The organism is Klebsiella sp. GN_Kp190, assembly GCF_040061795.1.
Classification (GTDB): Bacteria; Pseudomonadota; Gammaproteobacteria; order Enterobacterales; family Enterobacteriaceae; genus Klebsiella; species Klebsiella michiganensis.
Genome location: NZ_JBEAFN010000025.1, coordinates 17,346 through 36,722 on the forward strand (window position 1 = coordinate 17,346; position 19,377 = coordinate 36,722).

Sequence of the window (19,377 nt, forward strand, 5' to 3'; positions counted from 1 at the left end):
ACGGAGTTGTCATGGTTAAGAAGTGGATGAAAGTATGCTGCCTGGTGGCGGCGATGATCGGCACCGCCCACGCGGCTCAGCAAACTTACGTGGTGGGATCCGGCGGAACCTATCGCCCGTTTGAGTTCGAGAACAGCCAGAAACAGCTGGAAGGTTTTGATATCGATATCATCAAAGCGATCGCCAAAGCGGAAGGCTTTGATATCAAACTGGTCAATACGCCGTGGGAAGGGATCTTCGCCACCCTCAACACCGGCGACCGCGACATTATTATCTCCGGGATCACTATCACCGATAAGCGTAAGCAGATGGTGGATTTCTCCGCCCCTTATTTCCCGGCCGAGCAGTCCATCGTCGTGCCGGCAGATTCAAAGGTCTCCTCCCTTGAGGCGCTGAAAAACGAGAAAGTCGGCGTGGTGAACTCCAGCACCGGCGATATCGTGGTTTCCGACGTGCTGGGCAAGAACAGTACCGCGATCAAGCGTTTTGATAATACTCCGCTGATGCTGCAGGAGCTGTTTGAAGACGGCGTGAGCGCGGCGGTCGGCGACGTCGGCGTGGTGAAATACTACATCAAGCAGCACCCGGAGAAGCAGTTCAAGCTGGTGCCGGATGCCAAATTTGAGCGCCAGTATTTCGGCATCGCGGTGGCGAAAGGCAACAGCGAGCTGCAGGCGAAGATCAACGCCGGTTTACAGAAAATCATCGCTGACGGCACCTACGCCAAAATCTATAAAACCTGGTTCGACGAGAATGTCCCGACGCTGCCAGCGCAATAATTCGCATTTTTATTTTCATCACGGCTATCGACTCTGGCGATAGCCGTATTTTTTAGGGAAGGGCTATGACGGGATTCCGTTGGGAGATCATTGAGGAGTACGGTCCGCTGTTTATGGACGGTGCCCTGATGACCATTAAATGTACCATTATCTGCGTGATCCTCGGCACCCTGTGGGGGCTGACCCTCGGGCTGGGGCGGATGGCGAAAGCCGAGCACGGGGTATGGAAATACGTTCTGCGTTACCTGGTGCAGTTTCCGGTGCGCTTTTACGTCAGCGCGTTTCGCGGTACGCCGCTGTTCGTGCAAATTATGGTGGTGCACTTCGCGCTGGTGCCGCTGTTTATCAACCCGCGCGACGGACTGCTGGTGACCAGCGGCATGATGAGCGCTGATTTCGCTCGCGAGCTGCGCTCAAACTACGGCGCGTTTCTCTCCTGTATCGTGGCGATTACGCTGAATGCCGGGGCCTACGTGTCGGAGATCTTCCGCGCAGGGATCCAGTCGATCGATAAGGGGCAGATGGAAGCTTCCCGCGCGCTGGGAATGCCGTGGTGGAAAACCATGCGTCAGGTGATTCTGCCGCAGGCGTTTCGCCGCATTCTGCCGCCGCTGGGCAACAACGCTATCGCCATCGTTAAGGACTCCTCGCTGGCGTCGGCCATCGGTCTGGCGGATCTGGCCTACGCCGCGCGCACCGTTTCCGGCGCCTACGCCACCTACTGGGAACCCTACCTGACCATCTCCCTGGTTTACTGGGTTATTACTTTCCTGCTGGCGCAGCTGGTTAACCGTCTGGAAAAGAGGTTTGGCAAAAGTGATTCACATTCATAATTTACACAAGCGCTTCGGCGACAGCCACGTTCTGCGCGGCATCAGCTGCGACATTAAGCCGCAGGAAGTCGTGTGTATTATCGGCCCGTCCGGTTCCGGGAAAAGCACTTTTCTGCGCTGCATGAACGCGCTGGAAACCGTCAGCGAAGGCGAGGTTGAGGTAAACGGCTTCGCTGCCCACGATCGCGCCACCGATCTGAATAAGATGCGGGAAAGTGTCGGCATGGTCTTTCAGCGCTTCAATCTGTTCCCGCACAAAACGGTGCTGGAAAATCTGATTATGGCCCCGATGAGCCTGCGCGGCACGGCGCGCGCGGAGGCGGTGCGTCTGGCGGAAGAGCTGCTGGCGAAGGTCGGGCTGAGCGACAAGCGCGACGCCTGGCCCTCCAGCCTCTCCGGCGGGCAGCAGCAGCGGGTGGCCATCGCCCGCGCGCTGGCGATGAAGCCGTCGATTATGCTGTTTGATGAGCCCACTTCGGCGCTCGATCCTGAGCTGGTGGGCGACGTGCTGGAGGTGATGAAAAATCTCGCCAGCGAAGGGATGACCATGGTAATCGTAACCCACGAGATGGGCTTTGCCCGCGAAGTGGCCGACCGGGTTATCTTTATCGACCAGGGCATCATTCAGGAAGAGGGGAAACCGGCGCAGATCTTTAGCGCGCCGACTAACCCGCGCACCGCCGCATTTTTAAGTAAAGTGCTGTAACGGCTCCCGGCCCCGGCGCGCGACTGCGCTGCCGGGGAGAAGACCCTGCGCGGGCGATGAGGGAGCTTTCGTTCTGCCGAACCGTGCCTGCCCTTAAGCGTTACCGCGCCGCCTCGCTAATATCATCCATCTCTTCTTCGCGCTCGCGTTCGTCCGCCAGCAGGGCTTTTTCGCTTTTCCCCAGGCACTGAATCAGCAGGAACAGCGCGCCGCTGACAAACAGCGTCATCAGCAGACCATCATACCCCGCAACGCTGATCAGCAATCCGCTGACCACCGGTCCGGCGACGCTCCCCGCGGACCAAAAGAATCCCAGCAGGGCGTTGATCATAATCAGCTTCTGCCCGGAGAAGGTCTTCCCGGCGCGGACCAGCGACAGGGTATAGAGCGCCCCCGCCGCAGCGCCGAGAAGCAGGCAGCCGACAATCAGCTGGATATGCGACACCAGCAGGAACGGTAAGGCCAGCAGGGCGAGGCAGAAGACCACCGCGCAGGTCAGATGTACGCGGCGGATACCGAAGCGGTCGGCAATCCAGCCCAGCGGGGCCTGGAATACGGCATCGCCGGTTAATACCACGGTGACCAGCAGTACCGCCGTCACTTCACTCAGCCCTTTATCCATACCGTAAAGCGGCAGCAGCGCCAGTATGCTGGCATCAAAAAAGGCGAAGCAGAATACGCCGGAAGCCAGTACTGGCAAAAAGGCGCCGAGGCTGCGCCAGCTGGCGCGTTCCGCCAGCCGTTCGCGGCTGCCGGAGGGCAAATGGCGGAGCATCAGCAGACAGGCGAGGGTCACCAGTCCGACCAGCAGCAGAGTCCATGATTGATACGCTTCTCCGGCGGAGATCAGCAGCGGCCCCGCCAGCTGGCAGCCGGTAAAGGCGGAGGCATAAATGCCGGTCAGGGTTGCCCGGTTTTTACCCGCCGCGCCGCCGGTGATCCAGCTTTCGCCAATGACGATAATCACCCCTGACGCCAGGCCGGTCACCAGCCGCGGCAGCAGGAGATGAACCATATCAAACGACAGGCAGGAGGCGATGGTTGCCGCCGCCAGCGCCACCAGGCTGACGGAGAGCAGAAGCCCCATCTCGAAGCGCCGGCACAGCGCGGGCGAGAGGAAGGAGGAGATCATCATCCCCGCTGGCGGTAGCGCGGCCAGCAGGCCGACGTAAACGGTATCAACCTGCTGCTGCGCCAGCTCCAGACTGATTAAGGGCACCGTATATCCGGTGATAAATCCCACTAATGAAGCCGCCATGATCATCGCCAGCGTGGGGGCAAGACGATTCTGCTCTGGGTTGAACATTTTATTTCCGGTTAAGGAGGTCTGTAGAGTGAATTATTCGGCAAAACGCCAGTATAGCTGCATAATAATTAATCGCACGCCTTATGTCACCGTTGATATGACTACAAAAAAACGCAGTGCAGGCGGGATGCCGCGCAAAGGCGCGTTGGCGCAGGGTTTGGCGGCAGTTGTCAGCGAGCGGGCGAAAGGATATAACCAATAGGCTAGCGGGTTACCTGTAGCCCTAACGTATTGCATAAAACACTCGTTCAGCGCTGAAGCTGTGCAGGAAAGGAGTAAGACATGGCTGTATCCCCTTCACTGATCGCCGAGGCCATTCGCTGGCGACGTGATTTTCATGCTTGCCCTGAGCTGGGGTATCAGGAACAGGAAACCTCTCGCCGGGTCGCTGAACTGCTCGCTTCATTTGGCCTTCAGGTGCATAGCGGTCTGGCGGGCACCGGCGTGGTCGCGACGCTGGAGAACGGCCCGGGTCCGGTAATTGGCCTGCGGGCCGATATGGATGCGCTACCGATCACCGAGCAGAGCGACGTCGACTATAAATCGCGTAATCCGGGCGTGATGCACGCCTGCGGCCACGACGGCCATAGCGCAATGCTGCTGGCGGCAGCGGCGCATCTGGCGCAAACCCGCCGCTTTCGCGGCACCGTTCACTTTGTTTTCCAGCCCGCTGAGGAGAACCTGGGCGGCGCGCGTAAGATGGTGGAAGAGGGGCTGTTTGCGCGCTTCCCGATGGATGCCATTTACGCGCTGCACAACTGGCCGGGTATGCCGCTGGGCCAGGTGGCGATCGGCAGCGGGGCGATGATGGCCTCTCTCGATGCGTTTGAAATTACCCTGACCGGCAAGAGCTGCCATGCGGCGATGCCGGAGCGCGGGGCGGACCCGATTGTCGCCGCGGCGCAGCTGATTATGGCGCTGCAAACCATTCCGTCGCGCCGCCTGTCGCCGCAGGAATCCACGGTGGTAAGCATTACCCAGATTTCCGGCGGGGAGGCGATCAACGTGCTGCCGGATAAAGTGGTGCTGCGCGGAACCTTCCGCTGTCTGAATAACCAGGTGCGTGAGCGGGTCAGGGGGCTGATTGAAAGCTATGTCACCGCCCAGCCGCAGGTATCAGACGTGGAAGGCAAAATCGCCTGGTATCCCGGTTATCCCGTCACCACCAACCACCCGGCTGAAGCACAAAAGGTTCGCGAGGTGGCGACCGCGCTGCTGGGGGAATCGGCGGTGAGCTGGAACGGCAATCCCTCTATGGCCTCGGAAGATTTTGCCTGCATGCTGGAGGCCTGCCCGGGCGCCTATTTCTGGATTGGCACCGATGGCGAGACGGCATCAAAGCCGCTACATAACGCCGGATATGATTTTAACGATGCGCTGATCCCGCACGGCGTGGCGCTGTGGACGGCGCTGGTGGAGAAACTGTTGGCGTAAGAGACCGATCCCGGAGGCGATGCTGCGCATCTGTCCGGGCTACCGGCCCGCAGACGGCACTGAACCTGTAGCCCGGGCAAGGCGCGTTGCGCGCCGCCCCCGGGAACAGAGCGCAGAGTAGCTGAATTTCCCGGAGGCGATGCTGCGCATCTGTCCGGGCTACCGATCCGCAGATGGCGGTGAATCTGTAGCCAGGGCAAGGCATGTTGAGCGCAGCCCCCGGGAGCAAAAGTGGATATGAAGGGAGACGCGCGCATCTCCCCGCGTTGTTTTACACGTTCACCGCCGCTTTCAGGCGGGCTTTCATCTCACTATAGCTTGTCCAGGCATACTGCTCGGCCCAGCGCTGATCCGCGATAGCCTCCACCTTCACCGCGCAGTATTTGGTTTCCGGCGTTTTCGAGATCGGGTCGAGATTATCCTGCGTCAGCTCATTACAGGCGCCGACCCACCATTGATAGGTCATATACACCGCGCCTTCGTTAATGCGATCGCTGATGTCGGCGCGGGTAATCACCTTACCGCGCCGCGAGCTGACCCACACCAGCTGCTGGTCGGCGATACCGAGGCGCTGCGCGTCGGCGCGATTGATTTGCAACCGGCCCGGCTCATCGGCAAGCGATTGCAGGGCCGCGCAGTTGCCGGTCATCGAACGACACGAGTAGTGGCCGACTTCGCGCACGGTACAGAGCACCAGCGGATACGCTTCATCCGGCGTCTCGGCAGGCGCGCGCCACGGGGCGGCGAACAGCTGGCCTTTGCCGGTTGGCGTATCGAAGAGGTTATCTTTATACAGCCACGGCGTACCGGGGTGATCCAGCGTCGGGCACGGCCACTGGACGTGGTTCATATCGCCCATTTTCTCGTAGGTGACGCCGTAGAACAGCGGACAAAGCTCGCGCATTTCGTCCCAGATCTGCTGGTTATTATCGTAATGCATCGGATAGCCCATTTCGCTGGCCAGCAGGCTGATGATTTCCCAGTCGCGCTTAACGTTACCGGTAGCGATAATCGCCTGCTCAAAGCGCTGGAAGCCGCGGTCGGCGCAGGTAAAGACGCCGCCGTGTTCCCCCCAGGAGGTGGCGGGCAGCAGTACATCGGCGATTTCGGCGGTTTTGGTCATAAAGATATCCTGCACCACCACAAAATCGAGCGCTTCAATCCCCTTACGCACCAGGCCTAAATCGGCTTCGGTTTGCAGGGGATCTTCACCCATGATGTAGTAGGCTTTGATTTCGCCAGCCAGCGCTTTGTGCGGCACTTCGGTGATCCGGGTACCGACCTGGTCGTCCATGACAGCCGGGTTAACGCCCCATGCTTTGGCAAACTTATCGCGAACGCTGGCGTCAGTGACGTCCTGGTAGCCGGGGAACATATTCGGCAGGACGCCCATATCGCAGGCGCCCTGGACGTTGTTTTGTCCGCGTACCGGCCCCACGCCGACGTTGGCGCGTCCGAGGTTACCGGTTAACAGCGCCAGGCTCGCCAGCCCTCTGACGACGTCCACCGCCTGGCCGAACTGGGTGACGCCCATGCCCCACATAATGGTGGCGGAAGGCGCGGCGGCAAACATGCGCATCGCCTGGCGAATTTCAGCGGCCGGCACGCCGACGATCCCTTCGACGGCTTCAGGGGAATAGTCTTTCACCGTTTCGCGATAGGCGTCCAGCCCCTCGGTAAAGCGGTCGACGTAGTCGTGGTTATACAGATCCTCTTCCAGCAGCACGTGGGCGAAGGCGTTGACCAGCGCCATATTGCTGCCGTTATTGAGCTGCAGATGGCGATCGGCGATGCGGGCGGTTTCGATACGGCGCGGGTCGCAGACGATGATTTTCGCCCCGTTTTCGCGAGCTTTAATCACCCGGCGGGCGACGATAGGGTGGGAGTCAGCGCAGTTATAGCCAAAGACCAGCAGGCATTTCGAGTTTTCGATATCGCTAATCGAGTTGCTCATCGCGCCGTTACCGAGCGCCAGCTGAAGCCCGGCTACCGACGGGCCGTGGCAGACGCGGGCGCAGCAGTCGACGTTGTTGGTGTGGAGCACGCCGCGGGCGAATTTCTGCATCACATAGTTGGTTTCATTCCCGGTACCGCGCGATGAACCGGTCGTCATAATGGCGCGCGGGCCGTGCTTCTCCTTTATTTCACGCAGTTTATTCGCCGTATAGCGGATAGCTTCCTCCCAGCTGACCGGGGTGAACTTACCGCCTTTCTGATAGCGAATCATCGGCTGCTGCAGACGCGGCGTCAGTAGCTGGGTGTCGTTGAGAAAATCCCAGCCGTAATAGCCTTTCAGGCACAGCTGGTTTTGGTTGGTGACGCCATCGGCGGCTTCGGCACGGAGAATTTTATTGTTTTCGACGACCAGCTTAAGTTTGCAACCGGCCCCGCAATAAGGGCAAACGCTCGTGATTTTTTTCATCAGTAACAGACCTGTTAACAGAGAATAAACAACAACGACAGACCGGGCCCGGCCCGCCTTTGTCAGGGCGTCATGAGCCAGCGCACCGGCAAATGACGGGAGCTTTATGCATACGCTGTGCCAAAACTTAACTTATTGAATTTATATAGAATAGTTGATCATCCAGGGCGAGGCGGCGGTGATGTCGACACTAATGACGATGACATGACGCCCGTTCGGGCGTCATCGGGAAAATCAGGCCAGGTTCTGGCGCAGCTGCGCGAGGGTGTCGGCGGGTAAACCGACTTCTTCGGCGGCGGCGCAAATCGCCTGCCAGCTGCCGGCGTCCAGCGGTATCCCCTGCGCCAGACGCTGCTGGCGGTTAGCCTCTTCCCACTCGCCCGGGGCCAGAATCGGCGCGTCCGGGTCGTGCGGCGACCGTTTACACCAGTCGATAAACGCTTCGGTCTCGCGCTGCATATCCGGCGCATCGAACGCTTCCGGGCTGAGAATAATGGTGGTCATGCAGTTGAAGATAGCGTCCACGCTGCCCTGCAGCGTCTCCTGATGCGAGGTTTTACCGCCGGATACCGCGCCGCCGATAATTTCGCACAGCGTCGCCAGCGCGTAGCCTTTATGTTCGGCAAAGGTCAGCAGCGCCCCCAGCGGCGACGTCTGCATCACCGCCGGGTCGGTAGTGGGGACGCCGTGAGCGTCGATCAGCGACCCCGCCGGTACCGGGACGCCTTTATGCCAGGCGACGCGGGTTTTACCGAAGGCGATGGCGCTGGTGGCGTAATCCAGCAGCAGCGGCGGATGGCCGGCGCGCGGGAACACCACGCACAGCGGGTTAGTACCGAAGCGGCTGTCTTTCCCACGGAACGGGGCGACCATCACGTTGCCAACGACGTTAACGAAATGGATAGAGATCATTCCGGCGGCCGCGCACTGTTCTGCCCAGTAGCCGATGCGGCCAATATGGTGCGCATTACGCAGCGCTACGGCGGCCATACCGTGCTCTCTGGCTTTCTTAATGCCGATCTGCATGGCTTCATGGGCCACGACCTGGCCGAAGCCGCCGTTGCCGTCCAGCGTGACCACCGCGCCCGCGTCTTTCATCACGCTGGCGTGGCGATTGAGCTGGAGATAACCCTGCGCGTGGGAGCGTACGTAGCTTGGGATCATGCCGACGCCGTGGGAATCGTGCCCGGCCAGGTTAGCGGCAATCAGATGGTCGGCGATAAGCGATGCTTCGGTGAGGGAGCTTCCCATATGGGTGAAAAGGGTTTTAACAAATTGATGCAGATCCGTAGCCTGGAAGCGATGTCCTGTTTGCACTGATTCTCTCCTGTGATTGGGTTGCGAATTCTTGTTTTAGTGTGTTTGCATTTCCATGCTGCGCTGAGCCACGGAGAAGATCAAGGTTTTGAATCTGTGGCGGTAAAGAGAAGGGCTGAGGGGGAAAGTGCAGCGTTGAGGCCGGGCAGTCTGGTTATGATATGAGGGATCATTAACGCTGAATGTTCTCTCTGGCGACTTGTCTGGGATGGCTCACCGTAGAAAGACGCTGTCTCTCTCTGTCCACGGGGAGGGCGCAAGGAAGGTTATAGGGCATGATATGAGTGAGAGGCATTATTGTAAGTTGTGTTTTAATATATCCGCTGAATAAAATGCCGCTATTTCTTTTTCGCTCAGCGCGACTCTATACGTTGTCCGGTTTAACCATCGATACCGGATATCTGACAAGTATTATTTGTAAGTTTTATATTAATCCTGTCAGCCATTAATTATAACCATGTTCATGCCCAGAGCTGGGTTTTTCATGTCCTGTGAAGAATAAAAAATAATTTATTTCTTACGCCCCTGCTCGCGCGCTTTTCAGTATTCGGAATAACCAGTATTTGCGTTACATATTGATTTGCATCAATCAACTCTGTGTATTCAGATATGAATTTAATTCATATTGCTGCATGAGGTATACATTCTGCCTTTATTGTAAGCAAATGGTTGTTATTACATACCGGCTTTGTTTGTCTCATGCATTTCATTTTTACATTTGCCTTAAGATGCCTGAGGAAAGTCTTGTAATGGACTTTGCAACAGGCTGGTTGATATTTTTTGGCGCTTTGCTCTACTATATCCGGGTCATCACACACCGTTATCTTTAATACATTATTCCTCACGGGAAGGGACCGCTATGGCTGATACGTTCCAGAATGAGGTGCCCAAGGCACGCATTAATTTAAAGCTGGCTCTGCACACAGGAGGCGCGCAGAAGAAAGTCGAGCTGCCGCTGAAACTCCTCACCATCGGTGATTTCAGTAATGGCAAAGAAGACCGGCCATTATCGGAAAGAGCAAAAATCAACGTCAATAAAAATAACTTCAACAGCGTACTTTCGGAATTCAGCCCGGAAATCAGCCTCACGGTACAGAACACGCTGGCCGGCGATAGCGCCGAAGAAAATATTCAGCTCCGCTTCGCCGATATGAAAGATTTCGAACCGGAGCAGGTGGCCCGCCAGATCCCCCAGCTCCGCGCCATGCTGGCGATGCGGAATTTATTACGCGACCTCAAATCCAACCTGCTTGATAACGCCACTTTCAGAAAAGAGCTCGAGAAAATCCTGAAAGATCCGGCGCTGACGCAGGAATTACGCGACGAAATGAGCGCGCTGGCCCCGAAATAAACGGCGTGCGTTATTTAATGGATTAACCGGGAATATGCTGATGTCTGTAAATACTGAAACCGCCCCCGCGCAGGGGCAGACTGCTGTACTGGAAAAAGAGAGCGTTTACGCCTCCCTGTTTGACAAAATCAACCTGACCCCGGCGTCCCGCCTGGGCGATATTAACGACTTTCTGGATGATGCCGCGCTGTCCGACGCCCCGGCGGGCGAACGACTGACGGCGGCGATGCAGGTATTTATGGACTGCATCCGTCAGTCCGGAAAGACCGTGGAGAAGCTCGACAAGACCCTGATTGACCACCATATCGCGGAGCTGGACTATCAAATCAGCCGCCAGCTGGACGCGGTGATGCACCATCCTGAGTTCCAGAAGGTGGAATCCCTGTGGCGCGGCCTGAAGCAGCTGGTGGACAGCACCGACTACCGCCAGAACGTCAAAACCGAAATTCTGGACGTCTCCAAAGATGACCTGCGCCAGGACTTCGAAGACGCGCCGGAGCTGATTCAGAGCGGCCTCTACTGGCACACCTACACCGCCGAGTACGACACCCCGGGCGGCGAGCCGATTGGCTCGGTGATCTCCGCGTATGAGTTCGACGCCAGCCCGCAGGACGTGGCGCTGCTGCGCAACATCTCCGGCGTCTCCGCCGCGGCCCATATGCCGTTTATCGGCGCCGTGGGCCCGGCCTTCTTTCTGAAAGAGTCCATGGAAGAGGTCGCCGCCATCAAGGATATCGGCAACTACTTCGACCGCGCCGAGTACATCAAATGGAAATCCTTCCGCGACACCGACGACGCGCGCTATATCGGCCTGGTGATGCCGCGCGTGCTGGGCCGCCTGCCGTATGGTCCGGACACCGTGCCGGTGCGCAGCTTCAACTACGTCGAGCAGGTGAAAGGCCCGGACCACGAGAAATACCTGTGGACCAGCGCCTCGTTCTCTTTCGCGTCCAATATGGTGAAAAGCTTTATTAATAATGGCTGGTGCGTGCAGATCCGTGGCCCGCAGGCGGGCGGCGCGGTGAAAGATCTGCCGATCCACCTCTACGATCTGGGCACCGGCAACCAGGTGAAGATCCCGTCGGAGGTGATGATCCCGGAAACCCGCGAGTTTGAGTTCGCCAGCCTCGGCTTTATCCCGCTGTCGTACTATAAAAACCGCGACTACGCCTGCTTCTTCTCGGCCAACTCCGCCCAGAAGCCGGCGCTGTACGACACCGCCGATGCCACCGCCAACAGCCGCATCAACGCCCGTCTGCCGTATATCTTCCTGCTTTCGCGCATTGCGCACTACCTGAAGCTCGTTCAGCGTGAAAACATCGGCACCACCAAGGATCGCCGCCTGCTGGAGCTGGAGCTCAACACCTGGGTGCGCGGTCTGGTGACGGAGATGACTGACCCGGGCGACGAGCTGCAGGCCTCACACCCGCTGCGCGACGCGAAGGTGGTGGTGGAAGATATCGAGGACAATCCGGGCTTCTTCCGGGTGAAGCTGTACGCGGTGCCGCACTTCCAGGTGGAAGGGATGGACGTGAACCTGTCTCTGGTCAGCCAGATGCCAAAGGCGAAATAATAAGCTAAGGCAGGAAGCCAATGAAAACGGAACAACCGTTATGGGGCAGGGGCGTTATGGTCTCTCCCCAGCACTTCCAGCAGCAGGCCGCGTATTCAGCCTGGTCTGCGGAATGTATCGCCCGACTCGGGCTTTCTCATCCCTGGGGGATGATCGATGCCACATTCGAATCGGATGCACTGAAACTGGGCCGCCTGCAGGCCCGTCATCTGCATATCCGTTTCCCCGACGGGACATTAATCGATACGGATAACGCTGACGATTTGCCACCGGTACTGGCGCTTGAGAATGAATCGCAGCACGTGGTGGTGGTACTGGCCCTTCCGCTGCTGCGGGCGAACGGCGGCAACTGCCTGAAACCCGATGAGGTGGCTGAGCGTCCTGTTCGCTATCGGCAGCGCTGGCGGGATGTCCGCAACGCCTTTGGGGAAGATACCCGCCAGATTGCGGTGATGCGCCCGGAGCTGACGCTGCGTTTCGCCCATCAGAATAACAGCGATTACCTGACCTGTCCGATCGCCCGCCTGCAGCAGGATTCGCAGAGGGCGTGGCAACTTGATGAGACGTTTCTTCCCCCGCTCCTGGCCATCCAGGGTAGCCGCTGGCTGATGACCCAACTGGAGCAACTGATGACCCAGTTGCGTACCCGCCTGAGCCGCCTGATGGATATGCGCAGGGAAAGCAACGAACGGATGGCGGATTTTGCCGTGGCCGATGTGTCCCTGTTCTGGTTGCTCAATGCTCTGAACAGCGCTGAGCCCGTGCTCGGACAGTTTCAGCGCCATCCGCAAAGCCCGCCGGAGCGTCTGTATCCGGAGCTGGCCCGTCTGGCGGGCAGCCTGCTGACCTTCTCGCTGGAGCACCAGGTGAGTGCGATCCCGGTCTGGCAGCATGAGCAACTGAATAACGTTTTCCCGCCGCTGTTTGATTTACTGGGTGACCTGCTGGAAGCCAGCCTGCCGTCGCGGGTGGTGGCGATTGAACTTGAGCACGATGCCCGGCTGCACTTCTGGCAGGCCCGTCTGCATGATCCGCGTCTGCGTGAAGGGGCGGATTACTATCTCTCCGTGCGTTCGCGGATGTCGGCGGCACAGCTGCAGGAGCAGTTCCCGCGCCAGTGCAAGGTCGGCAGTCCCGATCATGTCAGAAGTATCGTCAACTCATCGCGGGTGGGCGTACCTCTCGCGCCATTGCGTCATGTACCGGCAGCCATTCCACTGCGTCTGGAAAACCAGTACTTCAGCCTGGATGTCTCTCACCCCCTGACCACCGAAATGCTCCAGAGCGGCACATGTATGTTTTACGTTCCGGGAATGCTCGGCGAGCCTGAACTTGAACTTTTTGCGGTACTGAGAACATGAGTGAGCGTAAACGCGGCGGCGCCGCGTCCATTGATATAGATGCCCTGCTTCAGGATACCTGGCTGCAGGTGATCAGCCTGCGTCATGGTCCGATATTCCAGGACGGGGAAGGGCGCACGCTTTGGGAACGCTGCATTACTGATGTCGAACGAGTCCAGCGTGAGCTGAAAGCGAGCGAACTTGATGAAGCCAGCTGTCAGCATATTCTCACGGCACAGTGTGCGCTGCTCGATGAGGCGGTCAAAGGTCGCGGTGTGGAGGACGATGCCTGCGTGCAGTGGTATGACATTCCCCTGCAGGGGCACTTCCTTGGCACTATGGACGCCGGTGACACGCTGTGCGATCGGATGCGCGATGTGCTGCGTGAACCGGCTCCTGACCACGCTGTTGTGACCTGCTTCCAGCGAGTCATGATGCTGGGTTTCCTCGGCAATTTCCGCTCTCTGAACGACCCTGAACGCCAGAAACTCATTAATGCACTTGGTGAATATGTCACGCCGTTCAGCTATCCACAAACCCATCCTGTCCTGGTGGAAAGCCGTGCCGGACGGGAAATGGGCGGCTGGCTGGCATCATGGCCCGTACGTATTGGCCTGAGCGTGGTGGTGGTCGCCGCACTCTGGTGGGGACTGGATCGCTGGCTGGATCAGATGCTGCAGACCCTGTTGCCGGGAGCGGTGAAATGAGCCCTGCGCAACAGCGTGGACTTGCGCTGTGGGCCGCCTTGCTAAGTACCGTGGTCTGCCTGGGTTTTCTGTCGGTCACCCGACTGGTGTCAGTACTCGTTCTGCTTACCGTTCTGGGGCTTATCATGGCGTGCTGGTATGTCGCCAGTCGTCGCGCGCGGCATGACGTCACCCTGCAACTGGATAACCTACCGGAAGCCACTTACCGTCAGCCCGTGGTGCTGGTCTGCGGCGATCTGCCGCTGGCCTGGCCGCATCAATCACCGGTACTCATCGTCCCGCAGGGATGCTGGATCCGCGTGGAGGATCATCAGGACCTGGAGCAGGTAGCCCGCCAGATACTGTGGCTGCGCCCTGACTGGGGGCGTCAGCTGTCGGTAATGGTTTGTGTCTGTCCGCAGCAACACCCGGACAGCGAAGCCCTGATCAGTCGTCTGCTGACCCTGCGCTGGCGCATCAGCCAGCTGCGTAAAGAAACGGGTCATTCTGTGCCACTGATTCTGAATGGTCAGGTCGGCAGCGCGATGACGAATGACCTATTCTGGCAGATGGCTCTCCCGGGTGAAGGGGTGAGGGTCTGGCGTGAATCTTCAGTTCCGGGCTCTGTCGCTGCATGGGTCACCGCCGGCGGAACGCCTGCGATGCAGCAGCAGGTGTTGATGAACAGCCTGATGAGCTGGTTCCATCAGCACGTCCAGGCTGTTTTTATGGATGAGAACCCCGATGTGCCGGTCATTGCCCCTGCCGCAGTGCTGTGGGGCATGAGACCAATCCTTGCCGGAAGCCTGACCACATCGGCCTGGACGGCGTGGTTGTCCCGTCACACCGCGATGCAACAGGTGACCGGCTGGCAGCCGGTGGGAACGGACAGTACGGTTATTTCCCCGTTGCCGGATTTTGTCCTGCCATTGCTGCCGGAAGGGCGAGGCCTGACGCCGCGTGACAAAGCCTTCCGCTATGCGCTCGGGATCTTCACGCTGGCGACTATCGCTGCGCTGCTCAGCAGTGGCTGGAACAATCGCCAGCAGCTGCAACGCGTGAGCTTCGATATTACCCGTTACGACCGCATCTCTATGGATGACTACGGCCCGAAAGCCGCCGCCGTTGCGGCCCTGCGCGAGGATGCGGCATTGCTGGACGACCATGCACGTAACGGCGTACCGGCCCGGCTGAGCCTGGGTTTGTATCAGGGCGGGCGTCTGCGCATGCCGGTGCTGGAAGCGATCCGCTCGTATGTGCCGCCACCACTGCCGCCTGAACCACAGCCGAAACCCAAACCGGTAGCGAAAATTATCCGCCTCGACAGCATGTCGCTGTTCGACTCGGGCAAGTACGACCTCAAGCCAGGCTCCACCAAAATGCTGATCAATTCACTGGTGGGCGTTAAGGCCAGACCGGGCTGGCTGATTGTCGTGTCCGGGCATACCGATAACACCGGCAATCCGCAACTGAACCAGACGCTTTCTCAGAAACGTGCCGAAGCGGTGCGCGACTGGATGCGCGACACCGGCGACGTGCCGGAAAGCTGTTTTGCGGTGCAGGGTTACGGCGAAAGCCGTCCTGTCGCCACCAACGACACCCCGGAGGGCCGTGCGCTCAACCGCCGTGTCGAAATCAGTCTGGTGCCGCAGGCGAATGCCTGCCAGCTGCCGGGCAACACACCCGCGTCATCGGATGATGGCGCATCACAACACAATGGAGAGTAATTCCATGGCAATTCCTGTTTATCTTTGGCTGAAAGACGACGGCGGTGCGGACATTAAAGGATCTGTGGACGTTCAGGATCGCGAGGGCAGCATCGAAGTTGTCGCTCAGGAGCATAACCTGTACATCCCGACCGATAACAACACCGGCAAACTGACCGGCACCCGTATCCACACGCCTTTCCTGTTCACCAAGGAAATCGACTCGTCCAGCCCGTATCTGTACAAGGCGGTGACCACCGGTCAGACCCTCAAGTCTGCGGAATTCAAGTGGTACAAGATCAACGACGCGGGCCAGGAAGTGGAGTACTTCAACACCAAACTCGAAAACGTGAAGGTGGTGAAAGTGAGCCCTGAAATGTACGACATCAAGGATCCTTCTAAAGAGAAGCACAACCATCTTGAGCGCGTAGAACTGCGTTACGAAAAAATCACCTGGACCTACAAAGACGGCAACATCATTCATTCCGATAGCTGGAACGAACGCGCCACCGCGTAATTGCCCGTCATACTTCGCGCCGCAGGTGCGTTGGCTACGTCCGCTCACCCCGGTCGCATAGTTATCTATGCTCCCGGGGATTCACGAACTTGCCGCCTGCCTGCAACACGAATTATTTAGGGCAATCGTCTGATGCGGGCGGGATTTACTGTCCACAGTTTTTTGCTGAGAGCCTGATATGCGGGCACTCAGCAAAGAAAAATACAATCTGTCTGCCTGACCTTATGCGCTTTGGTGAACAGCGAGGGGCGGTAGCGTGTCCAGGAACTGACAAAGAGAGAGATTCATGGAAAATCCAGCCAGCCTGTTGCGATGTCTGAACCCTTACTGTGCCCGTGCGATGGAAGGGGCGGCTTCGCTCTGCCAGACCCGCACCCATGCGAAAATTTTGCCGGGGCACTGGCTGCTGGCCTCGCTTGCCGGAGAGCAGAGCATCCGCAGCGTTCATCTGCTGATGGCGCTGGGCGGGAAACCTAACCTGGCTCGCTGTGATGGGCTGTGGCCCTTACTGACGCTTGGCCAGAGCCAACTGGAGCGCCTGCGCCCGTTACTGGATGCGCAATCTGACGAGCGGCCGGATCTGCAGCCGGAAATCGAACTGGCTCAGGGTATCGGGCTGGAGTTTGACCTCACAGAAGGAGTGCACGCATGAGCAATAATCCTCCGTTAAGATTCAGCCACAGCCATCATCTGCTTTCGGTGAAAGGCTGTGACGCCGAGCCCGATGTACTGGCGTTTGAAGGCGATGAAGCCCTGAGCAAACCCTTCCGCTACCGTATTGAGTTCACCAGCACTGACCATACCATCAGCAAAGAGATGATGCTGCTGAAGGCGGGCTCCCTGACGCTGCAGGCCCCGGTTGACCAGGGCTACGGCATCAAAATCCAGCAGCCGGTGCGGGTGATTCAGGGAGTGGTGACGGGTTTTGAACGCCTTGGCACCTCAAAGGATGAAACCCGCTACGCCCTGACGCTTGAGCCGCGCCTGGCGCTGCTTGACCGTTCGCACCAGAACGCCATTTACCAGGATATGTCCGTCCCGCAGATTGTGGAGAAAATCCTGCGCGAGCGCCACGGCATGCGCGGCCAGGATTTTCTGTTTTCGCTCACCAGAGAGTATCCGCGCCGTGAACAGGTGATGCAGTACGGTGAGAACGACCTGCACTTTATCACCCGCCTGCTGGGTGAGGTCGGCATCTGGTTTCGCTTCACCACCGACACGCGGCTGAACATCGACGTGGTGGAGTTTTACGACAGCCAGCAGGGGTATGAGAAAGGCCTGACGCTGCCGTCGGTGCCGCCGTCCGGGCAGCATTCGCAGGGTGTGGACTCGGTGTGGGAGATGGAGAGTCATCATAGCGTGGTGCAGAAGCAGGTCAGCACCCGTGATTACAACTACCGGCAGGCCACGGAGGACATGAACACCCTCGTTGATGCGACCAGGGGAGATACCACCACTTACGGAGAGGCCTATCACTGGGCGGATAACTACCTGACGGCGGGAGCGTCCCATGACCGCAATCCGGCCCCGGAGTCCGGGGCGTTTTACGCCCGTATCCGGCACGAGCGCTACCTGAATGGCCAGACGCAGACCCGGGCCGTCACCAGCTGTCCGACCCTCTCTCCGGGGATGCTGCTGAAAGTCACCGGCGGGTATGAAGTGGCAGACGTGTTTGCCCGAGGTGTGGTCATCACGGCGATGCACAGCCATGCGCGGCGTGATGAAGACTTTGGCATCAGGTTTGACGGTATCCCGGACAGCCCGGATTTTAGTTTCCGCCCGGCGCCCGGCAGCCGCCCGGTGATGGCCGGCACCTTACCGGCCCGCGTCACCAGTACCACTGAAAATGACACCTACGGGCATATCGATAAGGACGGCCGCTACCGCGTCAAGATGCTGTTTGACCGTGACAGCTGGGAAACCGGGTTCGAGAGCCTGTGGGTTCGTCAGTCCCGGCCGTATGCCGGGGACACTTATGGTCTGCATCTGCCGCTGCTCGCGGGCACCGAGGTGGCGATTGGTTTTGAGGACGGTAACCCGGACCGGCCGTACATCGCCGGGGTGCTGCATGACTCGGCGCACGGCGACCACGTCACCATCCGTAACTACAAACGTAACGTCCTGCGCACGCCGGCAAACAACAAAATCCGCCTCGACGATGAGCGCGGGAAAGAGCATATCAAGGTCAGCACGGAGTACGGCGGCAAGAGCCAGCTGAATCTCGGGCATTTAGTGGATGCCGATAAGCAGAAGCGCGGTGAAGGCTTTGAGCTCAGGACGGACAGCTGGGGGGCTATCCGGGCGCAGAAAGGGATTTTTATCAGTGCTGACGGGCAGGCGAAGGCGCAGGGACTGCAGCGCGAAATGCAAGCTGCGCTCAAAGAACTTGATGCTGCCAGAGAGGTAACGTCTGGATTGCGTCACGCCGCCCAAGCAGCCCAGGCGGAATTAGCCGATCTTGAGAAACAAACAACATTAATGAATCAAACACTTAATGATCTTAAGCAGCAAGCGTTACTTCTGTCTGCCCCCTCAGGTATTGCGCAGGTCACCCCAGCGAGCGTACAAGTTTCGGCGGGGGCAAATCTAATTGTTACCGCTGGTCAAAATGCAGACATTAGTATTGTCAAAAAGTTTAGTCTGGCGGTAGGAGATATTCTGAGCTTATTCGCACACAAACTGGGAATAAAAATGTATGCTTCGGAGGGTAAAGTAGATATTCAGGCACAGTCGGATGCGCTGAATCTATTTGCTAAAGAAAAGCTTTCCGTCGCCAGTTCAGACAACAGTGTTGTCATATCAGCCAAGAAAGAAATCCTTTTGGTTTGTGGAGGGGCATTTATACGGTTAAGTGATGCGGGGGTTGAAGTTGGTACTAGTAAAAACGTCACGTTGAAATGCATTGCGGTTCAACAGCAGTCTGCGTCGACGTTAAATTCAACGCTTTCGCTACCTTCTGGCTGCAAACCCGGGGTAATTTCTGCAGCCCAACAGCAAGGGGCTATGGTGATACTTAGCTAATATTTGAGGAAAAAAATGACTATAAAATTAGCCGTTTTGGGGGACAGGACGAGTAATGGGAAAATAATTTCTGCAACTGCGAATTATTTCAGCGAGGGAAGGCAGGTGGCACAAAATAATGATAAAGCTATTTGCACTGTCTGTAAGGGAATATTTCCCATCCAGGCCACTGCTGTTGGTATCGTCAGTAATGGCATACTTCTGGTACAGGATCAGGACCGTGTGCTTTGTCTATGTTCTGGCCATAAAGTGATCGCAGGATCTAATTATTTCACTGGTTAAAAAAGACATTTTTTATTTTCAGTTTTAATTAAAAAGGACGAGAACATGGCATGCCAGGGATTATGCACAACCAAAGGCCTGACGGTACTGCCCGTGCGGTATGC

General features: G+C 58.0%; 15 protein-coding genes and 1 pseudogene. 13 read left to right on the forward strand and 3 right to left on the reverse strand.

The window, feature by feature from the left end; all coding sequences use genetic code 11:
- Positions 1 to 11 precede the first annotated feature (11 nt).
- The 3 genes from ABLU67_RS14600 (at position 12) to ABLU67_RS14610 (ending at position 2,318) form a co-directional block, all read left to right on the forward strand.
- Positions 12 to 779 (forward strand): basic amino acid ABC transporter substrate-binding protein, encoded by a 768-nt coding sequence (locus tag ABLU67_RS14600; RefSeq protein ID WP_148849360.1) that lies wholly within the window; start codon positions 12 to 14, stop codon positions 777 to 779.
- Positions 780 to 844: 65 nt separating this feature from the next.
- Positions 845 to 1,612, forward strand: a complete 768-nt coding sequence (locus ABLU67_RS14605; protein WP_004102832.1) for an amino acid ABC transporter permease — start codon at positions 845 to 847, stop codon at positions 1,610 to 1,612.
- Positions 1,596 to 2,318: an amino acid ABC transporter ATP-binding protein gene (locus tag ABLU67_RS14610; RefSeq protein WP_025108184.1), complete on the forward strand. Its 723-nt coding sequence runs from the start codon at positions 1,596 to 1,598 to the stop codon at positions 2,316 to 2,318. The genes ABLU67_RS14605 and ABLU67_RS14610 overlap by 17 nt, the downstream gene beginning before the upstream one ends.
- Before the next feature lie 100 nt (positions 2,319 to 2,418).
- On the opposite strand, the gene ABLU67_RS14615 is transcribed toward ABLU67_RS14610, so the two are convergent.
- On the reverse strand, positions 2,419 to 3,624 hold the full coding sequence (locus ABLU67_RS14615) for an MFS transporter (protein WP_148851205.1): 1,206 nt from the start codon (positions 3,622 to 3,624) through the stop codon (positions 2,419 to 2,421).
- Positions 3,625 to 3,906: 282 nt separating this feature from the next.
- Here ABLU67_RS14615 and ABLU67_RS14620 point away from each other — a divergent pair, with 282 nt between their 5' ends.
- Entirely contained in the window at positions 3,907 to 5,058 is a 1,152-nt protein-coding gene (locus tag ABLU67_RS14620) for a M20 aminoacylase family protein (protein WP_348852356.1), read from the forward strand.
- 271 nt (positions 5,059 to 5,329) lie between these two features.
- Here the strand turns inward: ABLU67_RS14620 and fdhF are convergent, their stop codons facing one another.
- Positions 5,330 to 7,480, reverse strand: coding sequence for a formate dehydrogenase subunit alpha (fdhF, locus tag ABLU67_RS14625; protein ID WP_025108181.1), 2,151 nt, complete (start codon positions 7,478 to 7,480; stop codon positions 5,330 to 5,332).
- A gap of 234 nt (positions 7,481 to 7,714) precedes the next feature.
- Positions 7,715 to 8,797: a malate/lactate/ureidoglycolate dehydrogenase gene (locus tag ABLU67_RS14630; RefSeq protein WP_032749825.1), complete on the reverse strand. Its 1,083-nt coding sequence runs from the start codon at positions 8,795 to 8,797 to the stop codon at positions 7,715 to 7,717.
- An 859-nt stretch (positions 8,798 to 9,656) separates the two neighbouring features.
- Here ABLU67_RS14630 and tssB point away from each other — a divergent pair.
- The 9 genes and pseudogenes from tssB to ABLU67_RS14675 all read left to right on the forward strand — a co-directional run bounded on the left by tssB (position 9,657) and on the right by ABLU67_RS14675 (position 19,273).
- Positions 9,657 to 10,148, forward strand: coding sequence for a type VI secretion system contractile sheath small subunit (gene tssB, locus ABLU67_RS14635; protein ID WP_014229069.1), 492 nt, complete (start codon positions 9,657 to 9,659; stop codon positions 10,146 to 10,148).
- 40 nt (positions 10,149 to 10,188) lie between these two features.
- A complete protein-coding gene (tssC, locus tag ABLU67_RS14640) occupies positions 10,189 to 11,721 on the forward strand; it encodes a type VI secretion system contractile sheath large subunit (RefSeq protein ID WP_038423429.1) in 1,533 nt (510 codons plus the stop codon).
- Positions 11,722 to 11,741: 20 nt separating this feature from the next.
- Positions 11,742 to 13,082: a type VI secretion system baseplate subunit TssK gene (gene tssK, locus ABLU67_RS14645; RefSeq protein WP_064392171.1), complete on the forward strand. Its 1,341-nt coding sequence runs from the start codon at positions 11,742 to 11,744 to the stop codon at positions 13,080 to 13,082.
- Positions 13,079 to 13,768: a type VI secretion system protein TssL, short form gene (gene tssL, locus ABLU67_RS14650; RefSeq protein WP_064392170.1), complete on the forward strand. Its 690-nt coding sequence runs from the start codon at positions 13,079 to 13,081 to the stop codon at positions 13,766 to 13,768. The genes tssK and tssL overlap by 4 nt, the downstream gene beginning before the upstream one ends.
- Positions 13,765 to 15,474 carry an OmpA family protein gene (locus ABLU67_RS14655; protein ID WP_348852357.1) on the forward strand — a complete coding sequence of 570 codons (1,710 nt, stop codon included), beginning with the start codon at positions 13,765 to 13,767 and terminating at the stop codon, positions 15,472 to 15,474. The genes tssL and ABLU67_RS14655 overlap by 4 nt, the downstream gene beginning before the upstream one ends.
- 4 nt (positions 15,475 to 15,478) lie before the next feature.
- Entirely contained in the window at positions 15,479 to 15,970 is a 492-nt protein-coding gene (gene hcp / locus ABLU67_RS14660; protein WP_014839086.1) for a type VI secretion system effector Hcp, read from the forward strand.
- Positions 15,971 to 16,256: 286 nt separating this feature from the next.
- Positions 16,257 to 16,595, forward strand: a pseudogene (locus ABLU67_RS14665) (Clp protease); the annotation flags it as partial.
- Between the two features lie 23 nt (positions 16,596 to 16,618).
- Entirely contained in the window at positions 16,619 to 18,991 is a 2,373-nt protein-coding gene (gene vgrG, locus ABLU67_RS14670; protein WP_348852358.1) for a type VI secretion system tip protein VgrG, read from the forward strand.
- A 15-nt stretch (positions 18,992 to 19,006) separates the two neighbouring features.
- Entirely contained in the window at positions 19,007 to 19,273 is a 267-nt protein-coding gene (locus ABLU67_RS14675) for a PAAR domain-containing protein (protein ID WP_064375879.1), read from the forward strand.
- Positions 19,274 to 19,377: the final 104 nt, after the last annotated feature.

Excerpts from the sequence above, each read along its gene's own strand:
- ABLU67_RS14600 (WP_148849360.1), top strand. The coding sequence starts at position 12 with ATGGTTAAGAAGTGGATGAAAGTATGCTGCCTGGTGGCGGCGATGATC.
- ABLU67_RS14605 (WP_004102832.1), top strand. The coding sequence starts at position 845 with ATGACGGGATTCCGTTGGGAGATCATTGAGGAGTACGGTCCGCTGTTT.
- ABLU67_RS14615 (WP_148851205.1), bottom strand. The coding sequence starts at position 3,624 with ATGTTCAACCCAGAGCAGAATCGTCTTGCCCCCACGCTGGCGATGATC.
- ABLU67_RS14620 (WP_348852356.1), top strand. The coding sequence starts at position 3,907 with ATGGCTGTATCCCCTTCACTGATCGCCGAGGCCATTCGCTGGCGACGT.
- fdhF (WP_025108181.1), bottom strand. The coding sequence starts at position 7,480 with ATGAAAAAAATCACGAGCGTTTGCCCTTATTGCGGGGCCGGTTGCAAA.
- tssB (WP_014229069.1), top strand. The coding sequence starts at position 9,657 with ATGGCTGATACGTTCCAGAATGAGGTGCCCAAGGCACGCATTAATTTA.
- tssC (WP_038423429.1), top strand. The coding sequence starts at position 10,189 with ATGTCTGTAAATACTGAAACCGCCCCCGCGCAGGGGCAGACTGCTGTA.
- tssK (WP_064392171.1), top strand. The coding sequence starts at position 11,742 with ATGAAAACGGAACAACCGTTATGGGGCAGGGGCGTTATGGTCTCTCCC.
- tssL (WP_064392170.1), top strand. The coding sequence starts at position 13,079 with ATGAGTGAGCGTAAACGCGGCGGCGCCGCGTCCATTGATATAGATGCC.
- ABLU67_RS14655 (WP_348852357.1), top strand. The coding sequence starts at position 13,765 with ATGAGCCCTGCGCAACAGCGTGGACTTGCGCTGTGGGCCGCCTTGCTA.
- hcp (WP_014839086.1), top strand. The coding sequence starts at position 15,479 with ATGGCAATTCCTGTTTATCTTTGGCTGAAAGACGACGGCGGTGCGGAC.
- vgrG (WP_348852358.1), top strand. The coding sequence starts at position 16,619 with ATGAGCAATAATCCTCCGTTAAGATTCAGCCACAGCCATCATCTGCTT.
- ABLU67_RS14675 (WP_064375879.1), top strand. The coding sequence starts at position 19,007 with ATGACTATAAAATTAGCCGTTTTGGGGGACAGGACGAGTAATGGGAAA.